This is a genomic window from Methylobacterium sp. WL18, from assembly GCF_008040015.1.
In the GTDB taxonomy this organism is placed as follows: domain Bacteria; phylum Pseudomonadota; class Alphaproteobacteria; order Rhizobiales; family Beijerinckiaceae; genus Methylobacterium; species Methylobacterium mesophilicum.
On record NZ_VRVD01000487.1, the window covers coordinates 1 to 3,529 of the forward strand.

At 71.8% G+C, this 3,529-nt stretch carries 2 protein-coding genes and 2 pseudogenes; 1 reads left to right on the forward strand and 3 read right to left on the reverse strand.

The genetic code is table 11. The features are described from left to right. Nucleotides 1-174: 174 nt before the first annotated feature. The 3 genes and pseudogenes from FV228_RS23480 to FV228_RS23490 form a co-directional block, all read right to left on the reverse strand. On the reverse strand, nt 175-1,041 hold the full coding sequence (locus FV228_RS23480; RefSeq protein WP_147856779.1) for a sugar phosphate isomerase/epimerase family protein: 867 nt from the start codon (nt 1,039-1,041) through the stop codon (nt 175-177). Then, complete coding sequence (locus FV228_RS23485) at nt 1,038-2,639, reverse strand: YcaO-like family protein (protein ID WP_147856780.1); 1,602 nt, start codon at nt 2,637-2,639, stop codon at nt 1,038-1,040. Before FV228_RS23485 ends, FV228_RS23480 begins: the two co-directional genes overlap by 4 nt. 146 nt (nt 2,640-2,785) lie before the next feature. Continuing rightward, a pseudogene (locus FV228_RS23490) lies at nt 2,786-3,262 on the reverse strand (Gfo/Idh/MocA family oxidoreductase); the annotation flags it as partial. A gap of 24 nt (nt 3,263-3,286) precedes the next feature. On the opposite strand from FV228_RS23490, the pseudogene FV228_RS23495 reads away from it, so the two are divergent. Further along, a pseudogene (locus tag FV228_RS23495) lies at nt 3,287-3,529 on the forward strand (gfo/Idh/MocA family oxidoreductase); the annotation flags it as partial.

The following is a 3,529-nucleotide window of genomic DNA, read 5'->3' on the forward strand; positions in this document are numbered from 1 at the left end:
CCCCTCTCCCGACCCCTGCTGACGCAGGGCCCACCCGCCCCCGCAGAGGGGGGAGGGAGACGCGCGTGGGTTCAGCCGTTGCCCTTATCCGGCAGCGATGTGTGAACATCGTAGCCCGCACGGGAGAGGGGACCCGCGCCGCGTCCTGAGCCCCGATCGCGCGTCCCATCATTGTCATTGCCGCCGCGTCTCCTGCTCGCCGGCGAGGACCGGGCCGAGGCGTCGGCAGCCGCGCAGGTAATCGAGCGCCTGCGGGATCATCACGTCGGCCCGGTGGCTCTCCCGGGAGAGCTCGACGCAGACCAGCTTGCCGAAGCCGACCGCCTCCAGCGCTTCCAGCACGCCCGGCACGTCCATGTCGCCCTCGCCGAAGGGCAGGTGGATGTGGCTGCCGCGCTTCATGTCCTCGATCGCCACGGTGCCGGTGCGGTCGGCGAACTCGCGGACGGCCGCGGCCGGCTCGCGCTCGCCCGTGACCAGGCAGTGCCCGGTGTCGAGGGCGAGCTTCAGCCCGGGAACGTCGAGGGCCGCATAATCGTCCAGGGTCTCGATCAGCATGCCGGGCTCGGGTTCCAGGCACGGCACGATCCCGGCCTGGGTCGCGAAGGCCGCGACCTCGTGCAGCCCCTCCCCCAGCCAGCGCCGGGCCTCGCCGTGATCCACGCCGGGCTTGGGCACGCCCGCCCAGAACGAGACCGCCTCGGCGGACAGGATCGCACCGATCTCCACCGCGCGCTTGAGGAAGCCGACCCGCCGGGCGCGGCCCGCCGCATCGGCCGTCACCAAGGTCGGCTCATGCTTGGTGTTGGGGTCGAGCAGGAAGCGGGCGCCGGTCTCGATGACGCAGGCCAGCTCGAGCCGTTCCAGCAGGCTCGCGACCCGGCCGGCCTCCGCGGCCCAGGTCTCGGCGAACGGATCGAGGTGGTGAATGTCCAGCGTCAGGGCCACGCCGTCGTAGCCCGCCGCCTTGATCAGGTGCAGCGCGTCGTCGAGGCGATGGTTGGCGGCGCCGTTGGTGTTGTAGGCGAAGCGCAGGGTCACGCCGCCCTCCCCTGCTTCTGGGCGAGCCGGAACGGCGCGTGGTGGGATTCCGGCTCGCGGTAGAGCGGATAGTGCCGCCCGACGATCCGCTCGGCGAGGGCTGTGTCGAACAACGGCTGGCCCCCGAACCGCTCCAACGCTTCCGGGGTCAGGCGCACCGGGCGCAGGGTTTCGCTCTCGGTGCCGAACCGGATCAACGGATGGTCGCGCTCGAGCAGCTTGCGCGTGTTGCGCTCGCCGATGCGGTAGTAGCTCATGGTCTCGACCTCGAGCCCGGGCACGATCGCCTTGACCACGCCGACGCTGCCGCCGAGCGGCGAGCAATCGACGTAGAGCACGTCGAACCCCGCCTCCAGCAGCCGGTCGCAGGCGATCTTGCCGCGGGCATGGCCGTCCGGGGCCGGGGTGGAGGGCAGCTCCGAGAACCGCTTGGTGCTCCGCTGGCCATAGACGGTGTCGGCCAGCACGTCCCGGAGGCCGGCAGCCGGCATCTCGATCCATTCGAGCATCGCCTGAAGGGCGCGGCTCTCCTCGAGATCGAGGCTCGGCAGGGCCTTCTGGATGAATGCATCGACGTAGCCCGGCGGGGTCACGGTGGCGGCCATGTCGAGGGGGCCGTGCCCGAAGGTCTTGCGCACCCGCGCCGCCTGGAACTCCAGCAGCGCCTTGCGCAGCGCCCGCTCCCGGTCCGGATCGCAGGCCTCGCCGCAGGCCGAGAGGGCGATCGGCGCCGGGGTGCGGGCCGGATCCTCGTCGTAGCCGACGACGTAGAGGTTGGTCAGGCCGAACTGGTCGGTGGCGAACTTCGGCAGCGCCCGGATGCCCAGCTCCTTGAGCCGGGCCAGCATCGCGGCGTTCTCCGGCCCGATCCCGTCGAGGTCGAGCATCACGCCCTGGTCGAGCGCCCGGAACAGCAGGCCGTTGCCGTCGCGCTGGAGCAGTTCCAGGACGCCGTGGCCCAGCGCGAAGGGCACGTCGGGTCCGGCGCCGAGGCCGTTGGTGATCAGGTTCGTGAAGGGCTTGTAGCCCTCGGACAGCTCGAAATAATCGGTGGCGGCCACATCGAGCGGCATCAGCACGATCTCGCCGGTGGCGTACCGGACCGCCGGCGTCCATTCGAGCACCGTGTCGCGGCCGACCGGGGAGCCCGCGGGCAGGCAGAGGGTCAGCGGGTCGGCCACAGAGGCGGCACCGTAGACCCGGGCGAGGTCGGTGTAGCGCGCCCGCTCCTTGGCCCGCGGCAGCACCGCCAGCGACGGCATCAGGTTCTCGGCGATCTCCGCGACGGCGCCGATCAGCGCCTCCTCGTCGGTGGCGCCGTAGCCGATGCCGGACGGCATCGCGCCGACGAAGAACGGGTCGTCGAGGAACAGGGCGACGAACCAGACCGGCACGCCGGTGCGGTCCAGCGGCGCCAGGGGGAAGCCGACCACGCGGCCCTCCGGCAGGACGTCCAGATAGGCCTTGACCGGGTCGGGCAGGATCGCGGGCAGCCCCTCGATCGGCCTCTTGGCACCGAAGCGGTAGGCCCGCGGCGCCTTGATCCGGTCGTGGCGGGCGCGGTCGTCCTGGTCGTGGATGGCGTCTGGGTTGGTCAAGTCGTGTTCCCGTCTTCGTCGAACCGTTCGCCGCGGCCTCTCTCCACCCCTCTCCCTCATCCCGAGGTGCCCGCGTCGGGATATGGGAGTGGGGGTGGGACGCCCCGGAGCCTGGTTCCGTGGTTGGCTATCCCGTCCTGACGCGCCTACCCCTGCCCGTAGGCGCGGGCGACGAGTCGCATGGTGTGGAGGTCGCGAGCCGCCGAATAAGCCGTCCGTTCCTCGGGCCGGCGCAACGCCGAGCCGAAGGCGCGGACCTGCTCGGTGAAGGGCGAACTGTCGGCATCGAAGGCCTGCGGCTCGGAACGCCCGGTCGCGCCGTCGATGAACAGCAGCGTGCCGCCGGCCGTCTGGCCCATCGTGTTCTCGGCGACGAGCATGCCTTTGGTGCCGACCACCTCCAGGCGCCGCCGCGGGAGCGCGTCGGGGCAATTGTAGGCCACGTGCAGGCTCGCCAGGGCGCCGCCGCCGGTGCGGCCGATCAGCAGGGCGCCGTCATCGACCGAATAGTCCTGGGCGCGGGTCTGGGTGAGGGCCGCGAGATCCGCGATCGGCTCGCCGAGCAGGAAATCCACGAGGTCGAGCCCGTGGGGGGCGAGGTCCATGAGGGCGCCGCCGCCGGCAAGGCGGTCCTGTGCGAGAAGCCGATGGCGGCGACGCTCGATGACGCCGAGGCCATCGTGCGGGCGGTGGAGTCCCAGAAGATCTTCTACGGGACGGCGTTCGACCAGCGGCACCATCCGGCCCACCGAATGATCCGGGCCCAGGTCGCGGCCGGGCGGCTCGGCACCGTCACGGCTTTGCGGATCGTCTACGCCTGCTGGCTCGGGCGCGACTGGTCCGAGGCCGGCCAGCCGAACTGGCGGATCGACGCCGCCCAGGCCGGCGGC